16 protein-coding genes are annotated in these 18621 nt (G+C 67.1%); 12 read left to right on the plus strand and 4 right to left on the minus strand.

Translation table 11 applies throughout. The features are described 5' to 3' along the window. The 9 genes from araD1 (at position 1) to DDT93_RS00720 (ending at position 9857) form a co-directional block, all read left to right on the plus strand. Positions 1 to 993, plus strand: a complete 993-nt coding sequence (araD1, locus tag DDT93_RS00675; protein ID WP_109463868.1) for an AraD1 family protein — start codon at positions 1 to 3, stop codon at positions 991 to 993. A 9-nt stretch (positions 994 to 1002) separates the two neighbouring features. Then, positions 1003 to 2748, plus strand: coding sequence for an L-arabinonate dehydratase (araD, locus tag DDT93_RS00680; protein ID WP_109463869.1), 1746 nt, complete (start codon positions 1003 to 1005; stop codon positions 2746 to 2748). After that, on the plus strand, positions 2735 to 3697 hold the full coding sequence (locus tag DDT93_RS00685) for a Gfo/Idh/MocA family protein (protein WP_109463870.1): 963 nt from the start codon (positions 2735 to 2737) through the stop codon (positions 3695 to 3697). The genes araD and DDT93_RS00685 overlap by 14 nt, the downstream gene beginning before the upstream one ends. A gap of 226 nt (positions 3698 to 3923) precedes the next feature. Further along, positions 3924 to 4871, plus strand: coding sequence for a galactofuranose ABC transporter, galactofuranose-binding protein YtfQ (ytfQ, locus tag DDT93_RS00690; RefSeq protein ID WP_109463871.1), 948 nt, complete (start codon positions 3924 to 3926; stop codon positions 4869 to 4871). Between the two features lie 70 nt (positions 4872 to 4941). Further along, positions 4942 to 6447, plus strand: a complete 1506-nt coding sequence (locus tag DDT93_RS00695) for a sugar ABC transporter ATP-binding protein (protein WP_109463872.1) — start codon at positions 4942 to 4944, stop codon at positions 6445 to 6447. Beyond that, positions 6444 to 7469, plus strand: coding sequence for an ABC transporter permease (locus tag DDT93_RS00700; protein WP_109463873.1), 1026 nt, complete (start codon positions 6444 to 6446; stop codon positions 7467 to 7469). Before DDT93_RS00695 ends, DDT93_RS00700 begins: the two co-directional genes overlap by 4 nt. Continuing rightward, positions 7466 to 8431 (plus strand): galactofuranose ABC transporter, permease protein YjfF, encoded by a 966-nt coding sequence (gene yjfF / locus DDT93_RS00705; protein WP_109463874.1) that lies wholly within the window; start codon positions 7466 to 7468, stop codon positions 8429 to 8431. Before DDT93_RS00700 ends, yjfF begins: the two co-directional genes overlap by 4 nt. Then, positions 8428 to 9273 carry an SMP-30/gluconolactonase/LRE family protein gene (locus tag DDT93_RS00710; protein WP_109463875.1) on the plus strand — a complete coding sequence of 282 codons (846 nt, stop codon included), beginning with the start codon at positions 8428 to 8430 and terminating at the stop codon, positions 9271 to 9273. The genes yjfF and DDT93_RS00710 overlap by 4 nt, the downstream gene beginning before the upstream one ends. Positions 9274 to 9533: 260 nt before the next feature. Next, positions 9534 to 9857, plus strand: a complete 324-nt coding sequence (locus tag DDT93_RS00720; protein WP_109463876.1) for a hypothetical protein — start codon at positions 9534 to 9536, stop codon at positions 9855 to 9857. An 83-nt stretch (positions 9858 to 9940) separates the two neighbouring features. Here the strand turns inward: DDT93_RS00720 and DDT93_RS00725 are convergent, their stop codons facing one another. The 3 genes from DDT93_RS00725 to DDT93_RS00735 form a co-directional block, all read right to left on the minus strand. Then, positions 9941 to 10336 carry a (R)-mandelonitrile lyase gene (locus tag DDT93_RS00725; RefSeq protein WP_109463877.1) on the minus strand — a complete coding sequence of 132 codons (396 nt, stop codon included), beginning with the start codon at positions 10334 to 10336 and terminating at the stop codon, positions 9941 to 9943. An 83-nt stretch (positions 10337 to 10419) separates the two neighbouring features. Then, positions 10420 to 11742 (minus strand): sensor histidine kinase, encoded by a 1323-nt coding sequence (locus tag DDT93_RS00730; protein WP_109463878.1) that lies wholly within the window; start codon positions 11740 to 11742, stop codon positions 10420 to 10422. Then, on the minus strand, positions 11739 to 12398 hold the full coding sequence (locus DDT93_RS00735) for a response regulator (protein ID WP_109463879.1): 660 nt from the start codon (positions 12396 to 12398) through the stop codon (positions 11739 to 11741). The genes DDT93_RS00730 and DDT93_RS00735 overlap by 4 nt, the downstream gene beginning before the upstream one ends. A 94-nt stretch (positions 12399 to 12492) precedes the next feature. On the opposite strand from DDT93_RS00735, the gene DDT93_RS00740 reads away from it, so the two are divergent. The 3 genes from DDT93_RS00740 to DDT93_RS00750 are packed head-to-tail and all read left to right on the plus strand — an operon-like array spanning position 12493 to position 15187. Next, positions 12493 to 12762 carry a lipid-A-disaccharide synthase N-terminal domain-containing protein gene (locus DDT93_RS00740; protein ID WP_109463880.1) on the plus strand — a complete coding sequence of 90 codons (270 nt, stop codon included), beginning with the start codon at positions 12493 to 12495 and terminating at the stop codon, positions 12760 to 12762. A 44-nt stretch (positions 12763 to 12806) separates the two neighbouring features. Beyond that, entirely contained in the window at positions 12807 to 14381 is a 1575-nt protein-coding gene (locus DDT93_RS00745; protein WP_157960054.1) for an ArnT family glycosyltransferase, read from the plus strand. Further along, positions 14378 to 15187, plus strand: a complete 810-nt coding sequence (locus DDT93_RS00750; RefSeq protein WP_109463882.1) for a glycosyltransferase family 2 protein — start codon at positions 14378 to 14380, stop codon at positions 15185 to 15187. Before DDT93_RS00745 ends, DDT93_RS00750 begins: the two co-directional genes overlap by 4 nt. 92 nt (positions 15188 to 15279) lie before the next feature. On the opposite strand, the gene DDT93_RS00755 is transcribed toward DDT93_RS00750, so the two are convergent. After that, positions 15280 to 18612, minus strand: a complete 3333-nt coding sequence (locus tag DDT93_RS00755) for a carboxyl transferase domain-containing protein (protein ID WP_109463883.1) — start codon at positions 18610 to 18612, stop codon at positions 15280 to 15282. Positions 18613 to 18621: the final 9 nt, after the last annotated feature.

Below are 18621 nucleotides of genomic sequence, written 5' to 3' on the forward strand. Positions count from 1 at the left end.
ATGCTGCTCTCGCAATATGCCCGGGATGACGGGACCCTCCAGATCGTCGCCCGTGACGGCACCGAGGCCTATGAGGTCAGGACCGACCTGTCGCTCTATGAACTGGCGATGGACTGCATCGAAAAGGGCGTGTCGCTGCGCGACTGCATCGCCACGCTAGGCATGAACGGCGCGGTGGATCTCGAGGCGCTCTATGCCGCCGGACGTCTGCAACCGCCCGTCACCCATCCCGACCCGGCCCACCTGCACCTGACCGGAACCGGGCTGACCCACCTCGGGTCGGCCTCGACCCGGGCCGAGATGCACAAGAAGGCCACCGGCGACGAAACCGACAGCATGAAGATGTTCCGCATGGGCGTGGAGGGCGGCAAGCCCGCCAACGGCGCGGCGGGGGTTCAGCCCGAGTGGTTCTACAAGGGCAACGGCAGCGCGCTGGTTGCGCCCGGTGCACCGCTTGCCTCGCCTGCCTTTGCCGAGGACGGTGGGGAGGAACCCGAGATCGCCGGTATCTACCTGATCGCCCCGGATGGCACGCCGGTCCGGATCGGCTGGGCTCTGGCCAATGAATTCTCCGACCACGTCATGGAGCGGCGCAACTATCTCTACCTTGCGCATTCCAAGCTGCGCCCGGCCGCCGTGGGCCCCGAGCTGCTGATCGGGGACCTGCCGGAGAGCATCGAGGGCACTTCCCGCGTGATCCGGGGGAACGAAGTGATCTTCGAGCAGCCGTTCCTCTCGGGCGAGGCCAACATGAGCCACAGCCTCTCCAATCTCGAACACCATCACTTCAAATACGCGCTGTTCCGCCAACCGGGCGACCTGCATGTCCATATGTTCGGAACGGCGACGCTCTCGTTTGCGTCCGGGGTCCGGACTCAGGATGGCGACGTGTTCGAGATCGAGGCTCCCGCCTTCGGGCTGCCGCTGCGCAACCCGCTGTCCTTCATGCCGCTCGGCACGCCCGGGCCGCGCACCGAAATCCGCTCTCTCTGAGGCACTCCGATGACCTTCAAACCGGCCCAATGGCCTCGCAAGCTCAGATCGCAGGAATGGTACGGCGGCACCTCGCGCGACAACATCTATCACCGGGGCTGGCTGAAAAATCAGGGCTACCCGCACGACCTGTTCGACGGGCGCCCCGTGATCGGTATTCTGAACACATGGTCCGAGCTGACGCCCTGCAACGGGCACCTGCGCGAACTGGCCGAGAAGGTGAAGGCCGGGGTTTGGGAGGCCGGGGGTTTCCCTGTCGAGGTGCCGGTGTTTTCGGCTTCGGAGAACACGTTCCGCCCCACGGCGATGATGTACCGCAACCTCGCCGCCATGGCGGTCGAGGAGCAGATGCGCGCCCAGCCAATTGATGGCGCCGTGCTGCTGGTGGGCTGTGACAAGACCACGCCTTCGCTGATGATGGGAGCGGCCTCGACCGACATTCCCTCCATCGTGGTGACCGGCGGGCCGATGCTGAACGGCTGGTTCCGGGGCGAGAGGGTCGGCTCGGGCACCGCGCTCTGGCAGATGAGCGAGGACATCAAGGCCGGAAAGATGAGCCAGGAGGACTTCCTCGAGGCGGAACAGGCCATGTCCCGCTCGTCGGGAACCTGCAACACGATGGGAACCGCCTCGACCATGGCGTCGATGGCCGAGGCGCTGGGCATGGCCCTGTCGGGCAACGCCGCGATCCCTGGCGTGGATGCCCGCCGCCGGGTGATGGCGCAGCTGACTGGCCGCCGGATCGTGCAGATGGTCAAGGACGACCTGAAGCCCTCGGACATCATGACCAAGGCGGCCTTCGAGAATGCGATTCGTACCAACGGTGCCATAGGCGGGTCCACCAACGCGGTGGTGCACCTGCTGGCGCTGGCCGGGCGTGTCGGCGTCGACCTGACGCTGGAGGACTGGGACAGGCTGGGCCGCGACGTGCCGACCATCGTGAACCTCATGCCTTCGGGCAAGTACCTGATGGAGGAGTTCTTTTACGCCGGGGGGCTGCCAGTCGTCCTCAAACGGCTGGGGGAAGCGGGGCTGCTGCACCGGGACGCGCTGACCGTTTCGGGCGGGGTGATCTGGGACGAGGTCAAGGACGCGGTCAACTGGAACGAGGATGTCATCCGCCCGGCCGACAAGGCACTGACGGCCAGCGGCGGGATCGCGGTTCTGAGGGGCAACCTCGCCCCGCAGGGCGCGGTGCTGAAGCCCTCCGCCGCGACACCTGCGCTGATGCGGCACCGGGGGCGTGCGGTCGTCTTCGAGGACATCGACGACTACAAGGCCAGGATCAACGACGATGCGCTGGATATCGACGAGACCTGCGTGATGGTCCTCAAGAACTGCGGGCCCAAGGGCTATCCGGGCATGTCCGAGGTTGGCAACATGGGCCTGCCGCCCAAGGTGCTGAAGAAGGGCATCACCGACATGATCCGCATCTCCGATGCGCGCATGTCCGGCACCGCCTATGGCACCGTCGTCCTGCACACCGCACCCGAGGCGGCGGCGGGTGGGCCCCTTGCGATCGTCCGCACCGGGGACATGATCGAGCTGGATGTCGAGGCCCGGCGGTTGCACCTCGACCTGAGCGACGAGGAGATTGCCGCGCGCCTCGACGAGTGGCAACCGCCCGAGCCGCCGGTGGCCACGGGCGGCTACACCCGGCTCTACCACGACGCGGTCGAGGGCGCGGACACGGGGGCCGATTTCGGCTTCCTCAAGGGCTGCCGGGGACGGGAGGTGCCGCGTGACTCCCACTAGGATCGCCCTTGTCGGCATCGGCAAGATCGCCCGCGACCAGCATATCCCGGCGCTCGCCAGTTCGGAGGCCTTCGAACTGGCCGCCACGGTCAGCCGGTCGGGCGGCATCGAGGGGGTCGAGAACTACACCCGTGTCGAGGCAATGCTGGAGGCGAGGCCGGATATTCCGGCGGTCAGCTTCTGCACGCCGCCCCAGGTCCGCCATTCGGGTGCGCGCGCCGCGCTGGAGGCGGGGCGACACGTGATGCTGGAGAAACCGCCGGGGGCATCGCTCTCGGAGGTGCACGCGCTGGAATGCCTTGCGGATGAGCGGGGGCTCAGCCTGTTTGCGACCTGGCATTCCCGTCATGCCGCTGCCGTTCCCGCCGCGAAGGCTTGGCTGGCGGACAAGCAAATCCGCGCCGTGCGGATCGTCTGGAAGGAGGATGTGCGCGTCTGGCATCCCGGACAGCAATGGATCTGGGAGGCCGGGGGGCTGGGCATCTTCGACCCTGCTATCAACGCCTTTTCGATCCTGACCGAGATCCTGCCGGTGCCGGTCCATGTGACGCGCGCAGATCTGCACTTTCCCGTCAACTGCGACACCCCCATCGCGGGCGAGATCCGAATGAGCAGCAGCGGTGGGCCACTGGTCACTGCCGAGGTCGATTTCCTTCACGAGGGTCCGCCCGCATGGCGGCAGGAGATCGAGACGGACGCGGGAACGCTGACGCTGGACAAGGGCGGTGCGGTCATGCGCATCGACGGCGTGGCACCGCAGGGCGATGGGGTGACAGAGACCGGGATTCAGGGCGAGTACGAAGGGCTTTATTCCAAGTTCGCGGAGCTTCTGGCGGGCGGGGCGTCCGAGGTGGACCTGCGCCCGATGGTGCTGGTCGCCGATGCCTTCACCCTCGGCAAGCGGCACCAAGCGCCCGAGTTCATCGACCCGACGTTGCAGGAGGCCTGAGATGGGTACCCCCTTGGTTCCGACCGATTTCGCCGCGCCACCGGGCGACGGCCGCGGGATCAGGCGGGCCGGGCCAATGAAGATCATACCCGGTGCGCTCCGGGCGTCGGTCCCGGGGACCGACTGAGGCCGCGCATCGGGGTAGGAATACCTGCGGGGGGTGATCCTTTGCAGGTGGATAGGGCTTCGGGAGGACGAAGACCCGTCACATTAGGGAGGACTAGAGATGAAGAGACTACTCGCATCGGCGGCGTTCGTGGCTTTCGCGGCCTCGGGGGCCGTCGCCCAGACCGTCGGCTTCTCGCAGATCGGCTCGGAATCCGGCTGGCGGGCGGCGGAAACCACGCTGACCAAGCAGCAGGCCGAGGAGCGTGGGATCGACCTGAAATTCTCGGACGCGCAGCAGAAGCAGGAAAACCAGATCGCCGCGATCCGCTCGTTCATCGCGCAGGGCGTCGATGCCATCCTGCTCGCGCCGGTGGTGGCGACGGGCTGGGATTCCGTGCTGGAAGAAGCCAAGGAGGCCGAGATCCCCGTGGTGCTGCTGGACCGTCAGGTCGATAGCGACAAGTCGCTGTATCTGACAGCCGTCGGATCCGACCTCGTGCATGAGGGCGAGGTGGCGGGACAGTGGCTGGTGGACAAGGTCGCCGGCGAACCCTGCCGCGTCGTCGAGTTGCAGGGCACGACCGGGTCATCGCCTGCCATCGACCGCAAGTCCGGGTTCGAGAACGCGATCAAGGGCCACGACAATATCGAGATCGTGCGGTCGCAGACAGGTGATTTCACCCGCGCGCAGGGCAAGGAAGTGATGGAGAGCTTTCTTCAGGCCGAGGGCGGCGGGCAGGATATCTGCGCGCTCTACGCCCATAACGACGACATGGCGGTCGGTGCCATCCAGGCGATCAAGGAAGCGGGGCTGAAGCCCGGTTCGGATATCCTTGTCGTGTCCATCGACGCGGTGCCGGACATCTTTCAGGCAATGGCCGCGGGCGAGGCAAACGCCACGGTGGAACTGACGCCGAACATGGCAGGCCCGGCCTTCGACGCGCTCAAGGCCTACATGGAGAGCGGCACCGAGCCTGCCAAGTTCCTGCAGACCGAGTCCAAGCTCTACACCCAGGATGATGACCCCTCCGGCGAGTACGAGCGCCGCAAGGGTCTGGGATACTGATGCAAAGCGGCTGGTGCGAATCCATCGCGCCGGCCGCGCTGCCAGACCGCGCAATACCGAAGGCCCGCCGATGCTGCTGACCATCCGTTCCCTGACCAAGACCTTCCCGGGCACCAAGGCTCTGGACGACGTCGACTTCGACCTCGAAGCAGGGGAGGTGCATGCCCTGCTGGGAGAGAACGGGGCGGGCAAGTCGACCCTGATCAAGTGTCTCACCGGGGCCTTCGCGCGCGACGCGGGCGAGATTGTCCTGAACGGCAGACAGGTATCGCCGCGATCGACGTCGGAGGCGCAGGAACTGGGGATCGGGACGGTCTATCAGGAGGTCAACCTGCTGCCGAACCTGACGGTCGCGCAGAACCTGACCTTCGGGCGCGAGCCGACACGGTTCGGGCTGGTCGATGGGCGTGCCCAGCGGCGACTGGCAGAGGAGATGCTGGAGGGCTACGGGCTGGACATCGACGTCACGCGCGACCTCTCGGCCTATTCGGTCGCTGTCCGTCAGATCATCGCCATCGCGCGCGCCGTTGCCCTGTCGGGCAAGGTTCTGATCCTCGACGAACCGACCGCGAGTCTCGATGCCCGCGAAGTCGAGACGCTGTTCGATGTGGTGCGCGGCCTGCGGGAGAGGGGGCTGGGCATCGTCTTCGTGTCCCACTTTCTCGATCAGGTCTTTGCCCTGACCGACCGTGTGACCGTGCTGAGGAACGGGCGCAAGGTAACCACCGAGCGGACCGCCGACCTCGACCGCGTCCGGCTGATCGAGCACATGCTGGGTCATGCACTCGAGGACGAGGTGGTGGGCCATGCCAAGGTGCACAAGAGTGTCACGCGGCCCGAGCTCCTGCGCTTCGAGACCTTTGGGCGGCGGGGGCATATCGAGCCCTTCGACCTCACTGTCGGCAAGGGCGAGGTGATCGGGTTGGCGGGCCTGCTGGGCTCGGGACGGACCGAGAGCGCCGAGCTCATGTTCGGGGTGGAGCGGGCCCAGACGGGGGCCGCGCGGGATGCTGACGGACCCATCGACCTCGGCTCGCCGCGCGCGGCCATCGCCGCCGGGTTCGGCTTTGCCCCGGAAGAACGCAAGGAAGACGGGATCATCGCCGAGCTTTCGATCCGCGAGAACATCGTTCTGGCGCTGCAGGCGCGCAGCGGCTGGGCGCGGCCCATTCCGAGGGCCGAGCAGCTGCGACTGGCAAACGACTACATCCAGCGGCTGGATATCCGCACCTCTGGTCCCGAGAAGGCCATCGGGGACCTCTCCGGCGGCAATCAGCAGAAGGTGGTGCTGGCCCGCTGGCTGGCGATGAACCCGCGGTTCCTGATCCTTGACGAGCCGACGCGGGGCATCGACGTGGGTGCCCATGCCGAGATCCTGAGGTTGATCCAGCAGGTCACGCGCGATGGCATGTCGATCCTCGTGATCTCGTCCGAACTGGATGAACTGATCGCCGTGTCGGACCGGGTCATCGTGGTGCGGGATCGTCGCCACGTGGCCGAGCTGACCGGGGCCGAGATCGACACGGACGCCATCGTGCGCGCCATCGCCGCGCCGGGACGGGAGGAGGTCGCATGACCATCCTGCGCCGCGTCGCCCCGCAGCTTCTGACCCTGCTTGCACTGGTCTTGCTGGTCACGGCCTTCTTTCCCGAATTCCTGCGGATCGAGGTCGTCAATGGCCGCCTTGTCGGGCCCGTGATGGACATTCTCAAGCGCGGTGCGCCGGTCGGGCTGCTGGCGGTGGGCATGACGCTGGTCATCGCCACGCGCGGCATCGACCTGAGCGTGGGGGCGGTCATCGCCATCGCGGGCGCCGTCGCGGCCTGGGCGATCACGCGGGACCTCGGTCTCGCGGCCGCACTGGCACTGGCCTTTGCCGCGGGCCTCGCCGCCGGGCTCTGGAACGGCGTGCTGGTTGCCATCGTCGGCATCCAGCCCATCGTGGCCACGCTGATCCTGATGACCTCGGGGCGCGGCATTGCGCAGCTGGTGACCGAGGGGCGCATCCTGACCTTCTCGCACGACGGGCTCGCCTTCCTCGGCTCGGGCGCGGTGCTGGGAATACCGGTGCCCGCCGTGCTCTGGGTCGCGACGGCCATCGCGGTGACGCTGCTGCTGCGCCGCACCGCGCTCGGCATGCTGATCGAGGCAGTCGGCGTGAACCGCAACGCCGCCGCGCTGGCAGGCGTCAACGCCACGGTGCTGATCATTGCCGTCTACTCCGCCTCCGGGCTCTGCGCCGCGCTGGCCGGGGTGGTCGCGACGGCGGACATTCGGGGTGCCGACTCCAACAACGCGGGGCTCTGGATGGAACTGGACGCGATCCTCGCCGTGGTAATCGGGGGCAATTCGCTGCTGGGCGGGCGCTTTTCCATCGCCGCGTCGCTGCTGGGCGCGCTGATCATCCAGACCATCGATACCGGCATCCTGCTGGCGGGCTTTCCGTCCGAATACAACCTGTCGATCAAAGCCGTGATCGTTCTCGTCATCCTCGTGCTGCAAAGCCCGAACCTCATGCATCACTGGTACGCGCTGAGGTACTTCGCCATGCGGAGGCGGGAGGCGGCGCTCGATCCCCGCAAGGAGCCCGGCACATGAACCCCCGTCTGTACCCGCTGGCCGCGACCATCGCGATCTTCCTGCTGGCCTGGGGCATCTGCGTGGCGCAGTTTCCCTACATGCTCTCGACCCGCGTGGTCGGCAACCTCCTGACCGACAACGCCTATCTGGGCATCGTCGCGGTTGGCATGACCCTTGTCATCCTGTCCGGGGGGATCGACCTTTCGGTCGGTTCGGTCATTGCCTTCTCGGGTGTCTTCATCGCCGTGATGCTGCGCGACACCGGGATGCACCCGCTGCCGGTGTTCGTCCTGCTGCTGTTGATCACCACCGCGTTCGGTGCCGCGATGGGCTGGCTGATCTACGCGCTTGCCATGCCGCCCTTCATCGTCACTCTGGCCGGTATGTTCCTGATGCGCGGGGTGGCCTACATGTTGACGATCGACTCGGTACCCATCAACCACGGCTTCTACGACATGCTGGGCAAGGCCTATTGGCTGATGCCGGGCAAGGGGCGGCTGACCCTGATCGGGGTGGCGATGCTGGCTGTCGTGGCCGTGGGGATGCTGGTTGCCCACAGGACCCGCTTTGGCGCGGCGGTCTTCGCGCTGGGCGGGGGCGAGGCGACCGCGCGGCTGATGGGGGTCAGGCTGGGGGCGACCTATGTCCGCATCTACGCCTTCTCGGGCTTGATGGCGGGGCTCGCGGGGATCGTCTTCTCGATCTACACGCGCTCGGGCTATCCGCTGGCGACGGTGGGAACCGAGCTGACCGCCATCGCCGCGGTGGTGATCGGGGGGACCCTTCTGACCGGCGGTTCGGGCTATGTCTTCGGTACCTTGATCGGAGTTTTGACCATGGGATTGATCCAGACCTACATCGTCTTCGACGGCACCCTGTCCAGTTGGTGGACCAAGATCATCATCGGTCTCCTGCTGCTGGCCTTCATCCTCCTGCAGAAGGGGCTGGTTCGTTTCTCCGGCGCTGGGCGACCGGCATGAGCGCGGTCTTCGACACCCGAGCCTGCGAACTGGGCGAGGGGGCCTTCTGGCACCCGGAACGGCGCCAGCTGTTCTGGTTCGATATCCTTGGCAAGCGCCTGCTGACCCGCACAGAGCAGGGGGCGCTGAGCTGGGACATGGGAGAGCATGCCTCGGCCGCGGGCTGGATCGACCGGGAGACGCTGCTGATCGCCACCGAGACGGGGCTCTACCGCTTCGATCTGACCTCCGGCGCGCGCGAGCGGCTGGCCGGTCTGGAGGCCGAGCGGCCCGAGACACGGTCGAACGATGGCAGGGCCGACCCGCAGGGCGGCTTCTGGATCGGCACCATGGGCAAATCGGTCGAGCCGGGCGCGGGGGCGATCTATCGCTACCACCGGGGGCGGGTGGAGAAGTTGTTCGACGGGATCACCGTGCCCAATGCCATCTGCTTTGCTCCGGACGGGCAGCGCGCCTACTACGCCGACACCCGGCGCCAGAGGATCTGGCAGGTCGCGCTGGACGCCGAGGGTTGGCCTGCGGCACAGCCGGAGGTCTTCGTGGACTTGCGGGGGGAGGGGCTGAACCCCGATGGTGCCGTGACCGATGCCGAGGGTGGCTTGTGGAACGCGCAGTGGGGGGCCGGCCGGGTCGCCCGCTACCGCCCTGACGGAACGTTCGACCGGGCGATCTCGATCCCGGCAGCCCATGCCAGCTGTCCCTGTTTCGGGGGCGAAGACTTGTCGCGACTTTTCCTGACCTCGGCCCGGGAAAGGCTTTCCGAGCCCGGCCCGGCCGATGGGCAGACCTTCGTGCTCGACCCCGATTGCCGAGGACGAGCGGAGCCAAGGGTGATCGCCTGAAACGTGTTCCGTCATGACCGTGACACGTTTCAGGACGGTCGCACGAGTTACCTGCGAGCCCTTTTCTGGCTTCGCGTCCGACCCGGTGATCTCTTGGCCAGGAAACTTCAGCTATTTCAGTGGGTCGGTGCGCAGGCTCTGCACCCTTGCCTCGCACGGGCTCGACTGGAATGCGATCTGAGCGGTGCAACCGCCCGGGAACCGAAGGTCGGGGTGGCGGGTTTTGGGCGGAATGCTTCTGCAACCCGCGGGGTCACGAGATGCTGCCCAAGGAAGAACTGAACGCGCTGAAGAAAACGCTGGAGGACACAATCCTGCAGGCCGTCCCGGGCGCGATCGAGTCCCATGTCCAGCGGGGCGAGATCGCCTACCGGGTCGAGAACGAGGAGGACAGCGCGCCCTTCTGCGTGCTGCACATCCTCGAAGGCCATCTCGAGCTCTGCTTTCCAGACCTTCCGGATACCGGGGTGAACGGTGTGACCCTAGTCGACCGGGACGGGGCCCGCTGCCTTGTCGTCCGCAAGCGGGACGACATCCCCGACGGTTTTGTAAGTGCCGCCTGCAAGGCAGCCGCCCGCCTGTGACGCACTCCGCTGCGACGACAAGGGAAACACCCGACCCACGTGAGTTCTGCGACCCAGCGCAAGACGCCAGGGGTCGGGTGACGTCAGCCGTTGTAGTCCTCGTCAGTGACCTTCTCCATCCAAGTCACGGGTGAGCCGTTGATGCTCTCCTGAATGGCGATGTGGGACATGGCGTTCTCCGGCGCGGCACCGTGCCAGTGGCGTTCCTCGGCGGGAAAAAAGACCACATCGCCCGCGGTGACTTCCTCGACCGGGCCTCCTTCACGTTGGACCCGCCCGCGGCCGAAGGTGATGATGATCGTCTGCCCCGCAGGATGGGTATGCCACGCCGTCCGCGCGCCCGGCTCGAAGGTGACGTGGGCGCCACCGGTGCGCCCGGGGGCGTCGGCCTGGAACATCGGGTCGATCCGCACGGTCCCGGTGAAGTAATCGGGGTTGCCGGGGGCGGAGGGCGTGCTTCCGGCTCGGATGATCTTCATGTCTGGTCTCCTTCGGTGCTGTGGCGGTGGTCGGCGCCACTTTATAGGTTCTGTGCGCCCGCCGCGACGGCGCGCCGGGGCGGCTACAGCAGTTGCAGGCGCGCCTCGAACCCGTCCGTCTGGTCGGGCGCGGGCGAGCGGAAGTCGAGCGTGACGCCCGCCTGACGTGCGATCTGCGAGGCGATGTGCAGCCCGAGCCCGAAGCCGCCGCTCTCTCGCCGGGCAAAGCGCCGCGTCAGTTGCTGAAGCATGTCCTTGGTCACCGGCTGGCCCGCGTTGGTCACGCGCAGGAGCCCGTCCTCTGACAGCGCTACGTCGACCTGGGAGGCGGGCGGGCTGTGCTGCAGGGCGTTGTCCACGAGATTGCCGACGATGATCGCAAAGGCGTCGGCATCCACCGGAACCATGACCGGCGTTTCCGGCAGCGTCAGTTTCAGCCGCTCGCCTGCCTCGAGTCCCGCGTCCCGCAGGATATGAGGCAGGAGCCTCACGGCGTCGACAGACGCATCGCCCGGCCCGATGCCGGAATCGGCGCGCGCCAATTGCAGCAGCCGGGCAACCAGCCGCGACATGCGCAGCAGCGCGGTGTGAAGCGCGCGGAGCCGCTGACCGTCCTCGGGCGTGCTCGCATTGGCCTCCAGGCGCTGCACCTGCGCCAGCGCCACGGCAACGGGGGTGCGCAACTCGTGCGCGGCGTTGGAGGCAAAGGCCCGTTCCCCGTCCAGTGCCTGCGACAGGCGGGCCATGAAGCCGTTCAGCGTCGCGATCATGTCGGCCAGTTCGGCGGGGCGGCCGCTGGCGTCGATCGGCGAGAGGTCGTGGCTGCCGCGCGCCGCCATCTCCTCGCGCACCTCGCCGAGGGGGCGCAGCGCGAGTTTGGTGATCCAGCGGACAAGGAGATAGCCCAGCGGCAGGATCATCAGCATCGGGAGCAGGAAGGCGAAGAAGCTCTCGCGCCAGGCTTCGCGACGTTCAGCCAGCGGATCGCCGAACTGGACCGCGTGGCCGCTGGCGTTGAAGCCGCTGGTATAGACGACATGGGTTTCGGTGCGCTGGTAGCTGTCCGGTTGCAACCTGTCGGGAAACCGCGCGATCCCGGCGAGGGGAGATGACAGGAGCACCGTGCCGGAACGATCGACCAGCCGATAGACAAGGGCCTCCTCCGGGTCGGCCTCGTGTGTCGGTGCCGCCCCGGCGATGGGATTGGCGCCGGTCCCGACGCTGCCGCTCAGCACCGGGAGGAAGGCTTCGGCGGAGGCGACCAGCTGCTGATCATAGAGTTCTTCCTGTTCGCCCCGCAGGACCAGCCCCATCGAAGTGACCGAGACCAGCCAGATCGCGAGCAGCGCGAGGCTGACCAGCGTGGCGAGGCGCCGGGCGAGGGAGGGGCGGCGCGGCGCGCTCATGCCGTCCCCATGCGGTAGCCGAACCCACGCACGGTTTCGATGGACTGACGTCCGAGCTTGGTTCGCAGGCGACTTACATGGGCCTCCAGCGCGTTGCTTTCGATATCGGTATCAAAGGCATAGAGCGCGTTCTCAAGCTGTTCGCGTGTGACGGTGACGCCGGGGCGCCGGCTCAGACGTTCAAGCACCGCCCATTCCTTGCGGGTCAGGTGGACAGGCTCCTGCTCGAGGAACACGGCAGCGCTGTCGGGCAGAATGCGCAGGGCGCCAAAGGTGCGCTCGGGCTCGGCACGCCCGTCCGAGCGGCGGAGGATGGCGATGATGCGGGCCACCAGTTCGCCAAGGTCGTAGGGCTTGACCAGGTAGTCGTCGGCACCGGCCTCAAGTCCCTCGATCCGCTCGGTTATCCGGTCGCGGGCGGTGGCGATCAGCACCGGCACCCGGCTGCCGGAACGGCGCAGGTTCCGGAGGAAGGTCAGCCCGTCGCCGTCGGGCAGGTGCAGGTCGAGAAGGATGAGATCGAACTCGGCCACCTGTGTCGCCGCCTCGGCCATGTCGAGGTCATGGGCGATGTCGACGGCGTGGCCGTGCGCGCGGAGGTGTTCGCCGACAGCCGAGGCAAGGTCTTCTTCATCCTCGATGACCAGCAATCGCATCGTGTACCTCCGACTTTCTGGCCAGCCTTACACGCTTCGTCAGCTTTCCGTAAGCTTGGCCCCTCAATAGTCCTGCAAAAATACAGAGTGAATTATGCAGGACAACATCTGGGTCTCGATCGGCATGATCGGGCAATTCTTCTTCACCTCCCGCTTTCTGCTGCAATGGATCGTCAGTGAAAGACTGGGCCGCAGCGTGATTCCCCATGCCTTCTGGCTGCTCAGCCTGACGGGCGGCGTAACGCTGTTCGCCTATGCGCTCTATCGCCAAGACCCGGTCTTCATGCTGGGGCAGGGGGCGGGTCTGATCGTCTACGTGCGCAATCTGGTGCTGATCTCGCGCCAGAAGGAAAGCCTGACATGAGCGGGGGGCACGCCGATGTCCTTCGGGGCAGTGCGGGGGCTGACATGGGACCACAAGACCAGGCCCGGCGCCTGACGCAGATCGCCCTCGTGGCGATGCTTGGCCTTGTGCTGGTCGAGGTCGCGGGAGTGCTGCTGCGCCCCGCGCTTCCCGTGGACGAGACGCGCTATCTCGCCGTCGCGTGGGAGATGCACCTCAATCACAACTGGCTGGTTCCGACCAAGAACTTCGAGCTCTATTCTGACAAACCGCCGCTTCTGTTCTGGCTGATCAACCTGTCGTGGGCGATCTTCGGCGTGTCCGATCTGGCCGCCCGCATCGTGGCGCCGCTCATCGCCTTCGTGGTCGCGCTGCTGACCGGCAAGCTGGCCGCGCGGCTCTGGCCCGAAGACGTGGGCATCCAGACCCGCGCAATCCTCACGCTGATCGCCATGCCCTTCTTCCTGTTCGACGGCGGGCTGACGATGTTCGACACCCTGCTGACGGCCTGCGTGCTGGCGGGGCTGATCGCACTGACCCATGCGGGTGAGGGGCGTCGCGCCGGATGGCTCTGGTTCGGCGGTGCCGTCGCACTTGGCGTTCTGGCCAAGGGGCCGGTGATACTGTTCCACCTCATGCCCGCCGCGCTGACCCTGCCGCTCTGGCACCGCGACCGTCCGGGCTGGGCACCCACGCTGAAGGGCATTGGCCTTGGGCTGCTGGCGGCGCTTGCGCTCGTCGCGCTCTGGCTGGTTCCCGCGATCCTCACCGGGGGCGAAGAGTATCGCAACGCCATCCTGTGGAAACAGAGTGCGGGCCGCATGAGCGAGAGCTTTGCCCATGCCCGCCCGGTCTGGTGGTATCTGCCGCTGCTGCCGCTGCTGTTCTTTCCATGGATCCTGGTTCCGCAGGTGTGGAAGCGGTTGCGCCAGTTCGCGACGGATCCGGTCCTGCGCCTGATGGCGATCTGGGTGCTGACCACGCTGCTGCTGTTCTCGCTGGTGTCGGGCAAGCAGCCCCATTACCTGGCGCCCGAACTGCCTGCCATCGCCCTGCTGGCCGCGCGTCTGCTGCGGGAAGGCAAGGTTTCGCTCTACATCGCGGCCGTCGTTCCCGGGCTGCTCGCGCTGGTCATGCTGGTGGGCGGGGCCGGGCTGCTGAATGCGCGGCAGGCCGAGACTCTCCTGCTGCCCCGCGGCGTTCCGATTGCCGGGGCCCTCGCGATCATCGCCCTGCTGTGGTTCGTTCTGCCGCGCATGCGGCTCGGGTCTGCCGCGCTGCTGTCGCTCGGGCTGACACTGGTGCTGAACCTCGCGCTGGGCCTCTCGCATGCGCGCGATCTCTACGACGCGAGGGCCGTGACCGATCTTGTCGGGCGCTACGAAGACGCCGGGATCGCCTTTGCCGGCCAGTCCTACCACGCCGAGTTCAACTTTGCCGGGCGCATGACGCATCCGGTGGCTCTGCTGGACGAGGAGACGCTGGACGACTGGGCCACCACGCACCCCGAGGGCGTTCTGATCGCCCGCACGGACCGGTTCGATCCCGGCTGGGTCGCCCGGTGGACCACCACCTATCGCAATCGAAACTACGCGGTCTGGCGCATGGTCGACCGCCCCGCCACGGAGGCCAAGCCATGAGCATTCCCGAAATCTGCGTGATCGTTCCCGCCCGCAACGAGGTCGCCGCCATCGGCGCGCTGGTCAGCGATATTCGCGATGCCCTGAAGGGACGCGCCTACGAGATCCTCGTAATCGATGACGGTTCGGACGATGGCACCGACGCGGTGCTGTCTTCGCTGGAGGGCCGTTTCCATGAGCTCGCGTCGATCCGGCACGAGCAATCGAAGGGGCAGTCCGCGGCCATCCGCAGCGGTGTCAGGGCGACCCGTGCGCCGCTGATCGTCACGCTCGACGGCGACGGGCAGAACCCTGCGGATCAGATTCCGCTCCTGCTCGCTCCGCTGGAGGCGATTGGATCTGACGGTGTGGGGCTGGTGCAGGGGCAGCGCGAGAAGCGGCAGGATACCCGCGCCCGCCGCATGGCGTCGCGCTTTGCCAACGGGATCCGGAACGCGCTGCTGCACGATGGCGTCCGGGATTCCGGCTGTGGCCTCAAGGCGTTCCGGCGCGAGGCCTACCTCGATCTGCCTTACTTCGATCACATCCACCGTTTCATGGCGGCGATGATGCTGCGCGAGGGCTGGCGCGTGGTGACAGTGCAGGTCACGCACCGCGAGCGCAGCTCGGGCCAGTCCAAGTACACCAACCTGAACCGCGCGCTTGTCGGTGTCGTGGACCTGCTGGGCGCGGCATGGCTGATCCTGCGCGCACCCGCACCTCTGCACGACGGGGTGACAGAATGGTCGCCGGTCAAACCTGCCACGTCGGCGAAAGTGGCCGCCGGGGCAGGCGCACGACAAAGCGGGTTACTGGCTGGCGAATAGGCGCATACCGCTACGAACGTGATCCCCGCGACCCTGCCCGGTGACCCGGGCAGGGAGGGCCGGGCCAGAGGCGCAGGGTGCGGGGACCGGCGCTACCAGGTATCGACCCAGGGGCGCTTCTTGCCCGCGCGCCGCTGGGGCGGCGGTGCGGTTTCCAGCGCCGAGGTGATCCAGTCGCGGGTTTCGGCGGGATCGATTACGGCGTCGAACTCGAACATGGAGGCGGTGTTGAGCGCCTTGCCGCGCTCGTACATCTTCGCGACCATGTCGTCGTAGAGCTCCTTGCGCTCGGCGGGGTCGCCGACCGCCTCCAGCTCGCGCCGGAAGCCCAGCTTCACCGCCCCCTCGAGACCCATGCCGCCGAATTCGCCGGTCGGCCATGAGGCCACGAAGGAGGGTGCGCGGAAGGACCCGCCCGCCATCGCCTGCGCGCCAAGCCCGTAGGCCTTGCGCAGAACGAAGGTGAAGGTCGGCACCTCGAGGTTCGAGCCAATCACGAAGAGACGCGAGCAGTGGCGCACCAAGGCCGTTTTCTCGATCTCGGGGCCGACCATCATGCCCGGCGTATCGCAAAGGAACATCACGGGGAGGTCGTGCGCGTCGCACAGCTGGAGGAAGCGCGCGGCCTTGTCGGCCCCTTGGGTGTCGATGGCACCTGCCATGTGCTTGGGGTTGTTCGCCACCACGCCCATCGGTTTGCCTTCGACCCGGATCAGGGCGATGACCATGCCGGGCGCAAACTCTGCCCGCAGTTCGAGGACCGAGCCGATGTCGGCGATCCCCTCGATGGCCGAATGGACGTCGTAGGCCTCCATCCGGTTCTCGGGTACCACGTGACGCAGCATCCGCACGTCCGGGGACTCCCATTCGGCGACCGGGCCCTGGAAATAGCCGAGGTACTTGCGGGCCACGGCCACGGCTTCGACCTCGTCCTCGACCAGCAGGTCGATGACGCCGTTCTTGGACTGGACGTCGCTGGGGCCGACCTCCTCGGGGCGGTATACGCCGAGGCCGCCGCCTTCGATCATCGCGGGGCCGCCCATTCCGATGGTGGAATCCCGCGTGGCGATCACCACATCGCAACAACCGAGCAGCGCCGCGTTGCCCGCAAAACAGCGGCCCGAGGCGATGCCGACCATCGGGACCAACCCGGAGAGGCGCGCCTGCATGTTGAAGGTCATGACGTGGAGGCCGGAGATCGACGTGACGTCGACGTCGCCGGGACGTCCACCGCCGCCTTCGCAGAAGAAGACCAGCGGCGTGCGGTTGCGCTCGATCAGCTTGAGCATCCGGTCGGTCTTTTCGTGGTTCTTCTTGCCCTGCGTCCCGGCCAGCACGGTGTAGTCGTAGTGCAGGATGCCGCAGCGGGCGGTCTCCTCGTCGAAGAGGTCGCCGTTGACCCGGCCGAACCCGGTGATCAGCCCATCGGTCGGCGTGTTGCGGATCAGATCGTCAAGGCTACGGCGCGAGCGCTGGGCGGCGATGACAAGGTTGCCGTACTCGGTAAAGCTGTCGGCATCGCAGAGGTCGGCGAGGTTCTCGCGCGCGGTGCGCTTGCCCTTGGCATGACGCCGGGCGACCGCCTCGGGGCGGGCCTCGTCGTTGGTGAAACCGCGCCGCTCGAGGAACTCGGCAAGGTCGGGGCGGATATGGTCGGGGTCGACCTTGACCACTTCCTTGGCCGCGCCCTGCAGGCTGTCGTCCGGCGCCAGCTCATAGAGCGGGTCACCGACATAGACGGTGTCGCCGGGTTCCACGAAGATCTTGCCGATGCGGCCCGCCGTTTCAGTTGTCAGCGTGTGCTGCATCTTCATGGCTTCCATGACCACAACCGGAGCCTCGCTGCCGACCGCATCGCCCGAAGCTGCCTTGAGGCTCAGGATGGTGCCCTGCATCGGGGCACCGACAGTCCCCTCGCCGAGGCTCTGGGCGGGGCTTTGGCGCGCGCCGTTGGCATCGGACTTGCCAAAGGCGAGGACGGCGAGTGGGTCGTCGGACCTCTGGCTTGAGGTCCGGCAGTAGGTTGCCGGACGGGGCAATCCTGCAGCGGTATCGAAGAGCTCTTGCGCGCGTTCCTCGACCATGCGGGTGTGGGTGGTGCCGTCGAGCAGTTCCGGCAGGCCGAGCAGGGCATGCAGGTAGGGGATGTTGGTCTCGATCCCCTCGATACGGAAGCTACGCAGCGCGCGGCGGGCACGCTGCACCGTTTCGTCGAGCCCGCCGGGGCTGTGCACGATCAGCTTGGCGAGCAGGCTGTCGAAGGCGGGCGAGGGGCTGAGGCCCGCATAGCCCGCGCCGTCGACGCGAACGCCGGGGCCGCCGGGAACCTCGTAAACCGAGAGGCGGCCGCCCGAGGGCAGGGCGCCACCATCGGCGGCCATCTTCTCCATGTTCACCCGGACCTGAACGGCGTGGCCGCGCGGTTCGGAGATCTGGCTCTGCGTCAGCCCGAGGTCGGCAAGGCGCGCGCCCAGCACGACGCGGATTTGCGCCATCACGAGGTCCACGCCGGTCACTTCCTCGGTCACCGTGTGCTCGACCTGCAGGCGCGGATTGGCTTCGATGAAGGCAATCGCCCCGTCATGGCCGACGAGGTACTCGAAGGTGCCGAGCCCGCGATAGCCCACAGCCCGGGCCATTTCGACCGCGCTGTCGAGCAGCTTTTGCCGGATGTCGGGGTCAAGCCCCGGGGCCGGGCTGAGTTCCACCAGCTTCTGATAGCGCCGCTGGAGCGTGCAGTCCCGTTCCCACAGGTGCACGGCATCCTCGCCGTCCCCCAGCACCTGCACTTCGATGTGCCGCGCCCGTTCGAGGAACCGTTCCGCATAGACCGCCGGGTTACCAAAGGCTGCGGCGGCCTCGGCCGAGGCCTCCTCGAAGGCGGTTTCGAGTTTCGTGAGGTCACGTACGATCCGCATGCCGCGACCGCCGCCGCCCGCGACGGCCTTGAGCACGATGGGCGCACCGTCCAGACCTTCCATGAAGGTGCGCAGCGCAGCGACATCGCTTGCCGCGTCCAGTCCCGGGTTGACCGGCGCGCCGACCTTCTGGGCCAGCTTCCGCGCGCTGGTCTTGTCGCCGAGTTCCTCGAGCGCTTCGGGCGAAGGGCCGATGAACACCATGCCGGCCTCGGCCACGGCACGGGCGAAGTCGGCGCTCTCGCTCAGGAAGCCATAGCCCGGGTGGATGGCGTCGGCGCCAGCGCGCTCTGCCGCCGCGATCACGCCGGGGATGTCGAGGTAGGCGCGGGCGCCCTTGCCGGAGAGGGGTTCCGCACGCTCGGCTCGCAGGACATGCAGGGCGGTGGCGTCATCCTCGGAATAGATGGCGATGGGGGTCATGCCCAGTTCGGCCACCGCGTCCGCCACGCGCAGGGAAATCTCCCCGCGGTTGGCGATCAGGATCGTCTTGATAGTCTTGGTCATTTTCACTTT

It is taken from the genome of Albibacillus kandeliae, assembly GCF_003116585.1.
Classification (GTDB): domain Bacteria; phylum Pseudomonadota; class Alphaproteobacteria; order Rhodobacterales; family Rhodobacteraceae; genus Albibacillus; species Albibacillus kandeliae.

Coding starts and splice junctions, on each gene's coding strand:
- ytfQ (WP_109463871.1), top strand. CDS start 3,924: ATGAAGAGACTACTCGCATCGGCGGCGTTCGTGGCTTTCGCGGCCTCG.
- DDT93_RS00740 (WP_109463880.1), top strand. CDS start 12,493: ATGCAGGACAACATCTGGGTCTCGATCGGCATGATCGGGCAATTCTTC.
- DDT93_RS00745 (WP_157960054.1), top strand. CDS start 12,807: ATGGGACCACAAGACCAGGCCCGGCGCCTGACGCAGATCGCCCTCGTG.
- DDT93_RS00710 (WP_109463875.1), top strand. CDS start 8,428: ATGAGCGCGGTCTTCGACACCCGAGCCTGCGAACTGGGCGAGGGGGCC.
- DDT93_RS00700 (WP_109463873.1), top strand. CDS start 6,444: ATGACCATCCTGCGCCGCGTCGCCCCGCAGCTTCTGACCCTGCTTGCA.
- DDT93_RS00720 (WP_109463876.1), top strand. CDS start 9,534: ATGCTGCCCAAGGAAGAACTGAACGCGCTGAAGAAAACGCTGGAGGAC.
- DDT93_RS00695 (WP_109463872.1), top strand. CDS start 4,942: ATGCTGCTGACCATCCGTTCCCTGACCAAGACCTTCCCGGGCACCAAG.
- araD (WP_109463869.1), top strand. CDS start 1,003: ATGACCTTCAAACCGGCCCAATGGCCTCGCAAGCTCAGATCGCAGGAA.
- araD1 (WP_109463868.1), top strand. CDS start 1: ATGCTGCTCTCGCAATATGCCCGGGATGACGGGACCCTCCAGATCGTC.
- DDT93_RS00750 (WP_109463882.1), top strand. CDS start 14,378: ATGAGCATTCCCGAAATCTGCGTGATCGTTCCCGCCCGCAACGAGGTC.
- DDT93_RS00755 (WP_109463883.1), bottom strand. CDS start 18,612: ATGACCAAGACTATCAAGACGATCCTGATCGCCAACCGCGGGGAGATT.
- DDT93_RS00725 (WP_109463877.1), bottom strand. CDS start 10,336: ATGAAGATCATCCGAGCCGGAAGCACGCCCTCCGCCCCCGGCAACCCC.
- DDT93_RS00730 (WP_109463878.1), bottom strand. CDS start 11,742: ATGAGCGCGCCGCGCCGCCCCTCCCTCGCCCGGCGCCTCGCCACGCTG.
- yjfF (WP_109463874.1), top strand. CDS start 7,466: ATGAACCCCCGTCTGTACCCGCTGGCCGCGACCATCGCGATCTTCCTG.
- DDT93_RS00735 (WP_109463879.1), bottom strand. CDS start 12,398: ATGCGATTGCTGGTCATCGAGGATGAAGAAGACCTTGCCTCGGCTGTC.